Genomic DNA, 5,785 nt, shown 5'->3' with positions numbered 1-5,785 from the left:
CGCCCAGGTTCCCGCCTGGGCGCTGATCTTCATGGATGACACCCATAGTTTACCGCCCAACTGGGAACGAGAGAACGACGGCCCAGACGCACCCGAAGACCTCACGGACTGGCCCGCCGAGCTGATCGAGGCATTCCCGGCCACGCACGACCGCTGCCTGGAGAAAAGCGGCCACCTGCACGACACCATCACGGACAGCACGCACCTGCGCCAGCGGCGCAGCAAGCCCTTTATGACAGCCTTCGAGCGCCTCGCGGAGATCGTAGACGGCCCGCTGATCTTCGCCACGGTGAACCTGCCCGACTTCGCCGGACGGCCGCTCTACAGCAAGACGACCATCAACGCGGCCCGACGCCGCGCGAAGGGCATCATTCAGGCCAGCGGCGGCCCCGGCGTCTGGAAGCTCGAGCGCGGGCTGGCTGGCGGGTATCACCTGCACCTGGTCCTTGCCGGTGGTGGCGACGTGAGCGACCTGGACGACTGGCGCGAAGTGGACGACCTGGACGGCCTCGCCAAGTACCTCAGCAAGCCGGCCGACGCGCGCGCGTGCAAGTCACGCCCTCGGCTGCAGGACCTCACCGCAGACCTACGGCGGCGCCAGCTCGCGGCCTCTGAGGAGTTCCTGACCACGCGGCGCCCCGGCCAGCGGTACACCTTCCACGGGCAGGTCGGGCTGGGGGTCAATACCCTACGTCTTGCAGCGCCAACTAGCGACTAACTGCCCAGCGCGGCCTGCAGGGCTGCGCATCCCCGAAGGGCTGAGGGCAGCGAAGACCCTTCGCCCTATAACCTTCACCCCATCACCCACTTGGGGTGCAGAAACCGGCCAAACGCGCATGAAGTCGAGCCTTAACGTTGACCCCATGAGGTCAACGCAGCGGCTCATGCTCAACCCTGGAGGTCGTTCGCGGGGTTAGCACGATTCGTGCTTGCAAGCATCCGTGATTAATGCGTATGCTTGCAAGCATGGATGAGGAATTTACCCTTCAGCGTCAAGGCGGCATCGCACGCGCCAAAAAACTCTCTAGCGAGGAGCGGAGCGAAATCAGCCGTAAAGCTGCTGATACGCGGTGGGCGAAGGCTGAAGCTGAGGGAAAAATCCTTCCTCGAGCTACTCACTCCGGGGAGCTGCAAATCGGCGGTCTTTCCATTAAATGCGCGGTGCTTCAGGATGGCACTCGGGTTATTACCGAAACAGCATTCATGAAGGCATTAGGGGTGTATTACAGCGGTTGGCTTTCAACACGCCGAGAGGAGTCGGATAGCGGCGAGAAGGTTCCCAACTACATCTCACATAAAGCGCTTATACCTTACATTTCCGATCACCTTAACCCAGAAGATTATGATTCAGTTTGGTATAGATCCGAAAAAGGAACGAAGTCTAGAGGAATAAGAGCAGAAATCATTCCTAAAATCTGCGAAATCTGGATGGATGCAAGGAATGCCGGCGTCCTCACAGGTGAAACCGCTAAAGCTATTGCTGCAAGGGCAGAGATTATGCTGCGTGCCCTGGCACGAGTGGGTATCACAGCGCTAGTTGACGAGGCGACCGGCTATCAGGAGATCCGTGATCGCCAAGCTCTACAGGCTCTGCTAGATCAATACCTTCGTAAGGAGTTCGCCACCTGGGCTAAGCGTTTCCCGGACGAGTTTTACCATGAGATTTACCGTTTGCGAGGTTGGACCCTGCAGGACTTCCATAAGCGTCCAGGCATCGTGGGCAAATATACAACTGATATTGTTTATGAAAGAATGGCTCCCGAATTGGTCGAGGAGCTTGAGAAAAAGAATCCGTCCCTTTCTCCCGGTTATCGGCGTCAAAAGCACCATCAATGGCTTACCGAAGATGTTGGTCACCCTGCTCTTTCGAAACACATTGATAACGTTATCGTTCTTATGAGAGCATCAGATAACTGGGATATGTTTAAAAGACTTCTAGATCGCTCTCTTCCAAAAAGAACGGCTGCTAATACATTTATAATGCCCGGCCTGTTTGATGACATTGAATACTAACTAAAGCCTTAAGTTTTCCACCACAAATCCGTAATTATCTCCCTATCGCGCTGTCCATCTCCCTGGGCAGCGCACATTACGTCGTCTAGGTACTGTTCAGAACAGGGAGTCCATGTCTCTCTTAGCGCTTTGCTGCGCCAGTGACTTTTGCACCTTCTGCCAGTACGAAACGTTCACGGCGCCCTCGGAACGGGGACGTTCGACTGCTTCCCAGTGAGAATGTCGGTCGCGGCTAGCCCCCAAACGCGCGGGAAAGGCTTCCCGCCGTTGATGGGTGCATAGGCCAAAGGGCACCCGTTTGGGTGGTCACTTGCGCCAAGGTCGAGGACAAAATCTTCTTCTACCAATCGGCATGAGGTGGTAGATTCCAAATATGAGAAAGATTTTAATTGCATGTACGCTGTTGCTAGGAACGGCGTCGGGACTATCTCAGCAACAACGAGAACAGCACATAAATCAAGTATTCAGTGCTGCGGGAATTTCTCTCATAAATTGCCCAAGTAGCTCGACACCGAATATCACAATGTTCTGTGGTCAGACAAGTATGAGCGATACACTAGTACGCCAGAGCTGGGACTTGTATTCCGACTGGAGCAGCAAGGTAACAAACACGGCAAAGCATAAGACAGCATGGAGTCTAAGCGATACAGGCAAAGCGTACTCTGCTACTTTTAGCTTGAGTGACGGCGACTTCTATGTGGTCACCACTTCTAGTGGTTCTGCGCCAAGCTTCGTAATTGTTTCTTGGCTTAATATTAGTCAGCAAGCCAGTACTTCTAGTAGCTCAGTAACCCAGAGCAGCAGTCAGGCATCATCGCAAACCGATAAGCCTAAATCTAAATGCGATCCTAGAGTTACCAGAACTGCCTCTGTGTCTGGGACGAGTTGGGTACACGGGTCTTGGTTGGAGCCCGCAGTATTTCCAAAACCAAGTCAAGAATTCAAGTTGGGCGGCCCAAGCCAGGACTACTCAATAGTATGCCCAACTTTCAGGGCTGATTTCAGCAATTCAACTGGTGAATATACATTTAAGGGCTCCTCTTTTAATGATATTGTTCTCTACAGCGGAGTATCTTACTATGACAATGTAACTTCTATTGATTTTTACGATAGCAGTGAAAGCGGCGATGATTTAAGACTTGTTGGATTAACCTACAATAAAAGGACTAAAAAGTTCGAATTATCGACCGAAAATCCAAGTGCATTTATCAATCTCCCCATTGGCTATAGAGTAAATAACGGCACACTCAAGCCTCTATACTTTGAAGGAAAGATATACCCGATTGATTTACCAGCAGATGCAAAGATTCTCGAGGTTTATGCTTCGCCTAGCAAGAACACGGGCTGGCAGTACCTAAAGATTGATTTCTCAAATAACTCAGTGACTCTGAAACGATCCTATCCCTTCCCTTCTAACTGAGGCGAAATCTTTCAGCTCACCCCATTAAGCCGCGCAGTCAATACAGCTCCTGCCTTCCGCCACGGTGCCCCTTCACGTAGGTCAGCGGCGAGCCGGTACAACTGCGCAGTGAAGTAGGTCAGTCCGGCACGCTGCTCATGTTCCTCGGCCAGGGCGCGATACATCGCCCTGGCCCATTGCTTCCGACGCTCTGGTTCCTGCAAGGTGGCGGCCAGATCAGCAGCCAGCCTGGAGACTTCCCGGTGACGCTGACGCGGGTGCAGATGCAGCAGCGCGGGCAGGTCGGCCGCGATCACACCCAGCGCACGCTCTGGCGTCATGTCAGAACCACCTTCAACGGGTGATTTGGGTGTTCTGGTCGCAGCGGCCCAAGATTTGGCAAGATCGCCCAACCTCTCCTGCTTTTCCTGGAAGGCGAGTGGTTCTGACATAACTGACTGGACCTCATGCCACGCGCCGGATTCGCCGTGCAGGTCGGCTGCGAAGTCTGGGCGCCAATCGTGTTGGAAGTCCTGCCAGCGGAGGCGCGGTGCGGCTCCAGACTTCATGCTCACGGCCCACAACGTCCCGTCGTAGCGGCGCATGTGGCCCACAGTGGCGACATGGCCCCTTTCATCAAGAAGCCCAGCGGCGCGCAGCTCGTCGGCCAGCCGGTACAGATGACGCTCGGAATAGCCCACCAGCGCGGCCACAATTACAGCAGGCAAGTGGTAGACGACCTGCCCAGGTGCGACGGTATAGGCGCGCACCTGGGCGACGTGGCAGGCCAACCGGTGCAGCTCATCAAACAACAGCGCAGCGCCTCGACTCAGGCGCACGCCCTGGCGCACGGTGTCAGCATTCGGCAAGGTCGCCAGCAGACGCGGCGCCGGGGCCTCTGTGGGCCGCTCCAGTGGGCGCGAGGGGGGCAGCGGCGGTACGCTCGGCAGTGTGGGCGCGGCAGAGATCGGCTGCCCTTCCTGGGCGTCCAGGCGCGGCATGGTGGCGCCGGGAATGAAGGCGGCGAGGGTGGCGAGCTGACTGTGTAGGCGAGAAATCAAGGCTTGGCCCCTTTTCCCCTGAGCCTGGAGCGGTTAAGCTGCAGGTCCAGGTCGCCCCTGGCATGCTTGAACGCCGATTCTTCTTAGCGGGAGTGGTCGGCGTTCGCTTTTTGCCGTGAGGCTTGTATGCCGAGACTACACCAGCGCGACGACCACACCCCGCTTCAGCAGGGCCTCCACCGTTCGCCAGCTCATCACCTCGCCGGCTTCTGTGTTGTAGTCGGCGCCGTCGGCCATGCGGGTCAGCGTGTGCCCTTGCGCCAGCAGCCGTTCAGCCACGGCGTACTTCTCCGGCTTCCACTTGAGCCCCCTGGGGACATGCTGCTGCAGCACAGTCACGGCGGGCGGCAGGGCTGGCGTGGACTTCGCCCTTGAGGGCCTGGACTTCCGCTCCGAGTTGAATGGCGCAAGTGCCTTCCTGGCCCTCTCTATCCCCTCGGCAGGACTCCGAGGGACTAAATGCTGAGCGATTAGACCCGCCACCACTTCCGAGCGGCTGACCTCGGGCGTTACGGCCGCATCGAGCGCGGCCTTCAGATGAGGCGGCAAACTGATAGTAACGGTTTCGTGCTTGTTTGGTGCGCGTCTTCCACGGCCTCCCCGATGTTTCCCGGTCATGCCTCAAGATAGCTTTCTTAGTGCTTTAGTAAACCACCAGGAAAGCGCCAATAATCTATGCCCTAAAAACCGTTGGGGAACGGGTTGTGCTCATTAGGCGTGCCCGTGGAGGGTGACGGGTCAGCGTTCCGGCGCGGTCCCGGAAGGTCGGCACGGCGCGGCACGCACCCAACCCAGCGGCCGGGGGGGCGCCCTGGGAACGCGGTACATCCCGACCAGCAGATGGGAAGCAACTCGCGCACCTGCTGGCACTGACGGGTTGGCCTGTGCTTCTCGGTCGTGCCCAGCCACGAAACCAGCCCGAAATGGCCCTATCCGTGCCCAGGCGGCCGTGGAAGCTCCGGGTATGCCCTCATACACGGACATCCAGACGGCCGCGCGGTACTACGCGCTCACGCCGAAGACCCTCCGCAAGCTTGCCCGGCACGGCGACGTTCCCGCCGTGAAGATTGGCTCCCGCTGGCGCTTTCTGCTGCCCGCTCTGGACGGTGCCGCATGAACCCGGCCGAGCTGGTCGGTGTGGACCGCGCCGAGCTGCTGCGCACCGTGGACGACATGGCCGAACTGCCCCTGTTCCAGCACCGGCCGGAGCTGCGCAGGCCACGGCTGCTGGCCCTGCTCGATGACGACGCCTTGAGGGTGCTGGTTGCCGAGCTGGTCGCAGAGTTCAGGGCAGCACTCAGGTAAAGGAAAA

Annotated in this window: 7 protein-coding genes; 5 read left to right on the top strand and 2 right to left on the bottom strand. The window is 57.8% G+C overall.

The window, feature by feature from the left end; translation table 11 throughout:
• Positions 1 to 31: 31 nt before the first annotated feature.
• From DFI_RS20005 to DFI_RS20510, 3 genes are all read left to right on the top strand, one after another.
• On the top strand, positions 32 to 718 hold the full coding sequence (locus DFI_RS20005) for a hypothetical protein (protein WP_118376078.1): 687 nt from the start codon (positions 32 to 34) through the stop codon (positions 716 to 718).
• Between the two features lie 248 nt (positions 719 to 966).
• Positions 967 to 2,013: a P63C domain-containing protein gene (locus DFI_RS20000; RefSeq protein ID WP_162145447.1), complete on the top strand. Its 1,047-nt coding sequence runs from the start codon at positions 967 to 969 to the stop codon at positions 2,011 to 2,013.
• 373 nt (positions 2,014 to 2,386) lie between these two features.
• Complete coding sequence (locus tag DFI_RS20510) at positions 2,387 to 3,433, top strand: hypothetical protein (protein ID WP_155864624.1); 1,047 nt, start codon at positions 2,387 to 2,389, stop codon at positions 3,431 to 3,433.
• An 11-nt stretch (positions 3,434 to 3,444) separates the two neighbouring features.
• Here DFI_RS20510 and DFI_RS20505 read toward each other — a convergent pair whose 3' ends face one another.
• Together DFI_RS20505 and DFI_RS19985 are read right to left on the bottom strand one after the other, a co-directional pair.
• The gene (locus DFI_RS20505; protein ID WP_162899095.1) at positions 3,445 to 4,281 is read right to left on the bottom strand and encodes a hypothetical protein; all 837 of its coding nucleotides are present in this window, start codon (positions 4,279 to 4,281) and stop codon (positions 3,445 to 3,447) included.
• A gap of 327 nt (positions 4,282 to 4,608) precedes the next feature.
• Positions 4,609 to 4,752: a hypothetical protein gene (locus DFI_RS19985; RefSeq protein ID WP_162899094.1), complete on the bottom strand. Its 144-nt coding sequence runs from the start codon at positions 4,750 to 4,752 to the stop codon at positions 4,609 to 4,611.
• A gap of 685 nt (positions 4,753 to 5,437) precedes the next feature.
• Between DFI_RS19985 and DFI_RS19980 the strand changes: the two genes are divergently transcribed.
• Positions 5,438 to 5,590 carry a helix-turn-helix domain-containing protein gene (locus tag DFI_RS19980; protein ID WP_081426045.1) on the top strand — a complete coding sequence of 51 codons (153 nt, stop codon included), beginning with the start codon at positions 5,438 to 5,440 and terminating at the stop codon, positions 5,588 to 5,590.
• Entirely contained in the window at positions 5,587 to 5,778 is a 192-nt protein-coding gene (locus tag DFI_RS19975) for a hypothetical protein (protein WP_027464334.1), read from the top strand. The genes DFI_RS19980 and DFI_RS19975 overlap by 4 nt, the downstream gene beginning before the upstream one ends.
• Positions 5,779 to 5,785 lie beyond the last annotated feature (7 nt).

This window comes from Deinococcus ficus, assembly GCF_003444775.1.
In the GTDB taxonomy this organism is placed as follows: domain Bacteria; phylum Deinococcota; class Deinococci; order Deinococcales; family Deinococcaceae; genus Deinococcus; species Deinococcus ficus.
The sequence above is the reverse complement of the archived record's forward strand: the minus strand, read 5'-3'. Positions and strand labels throughout refer to the sequence as shown.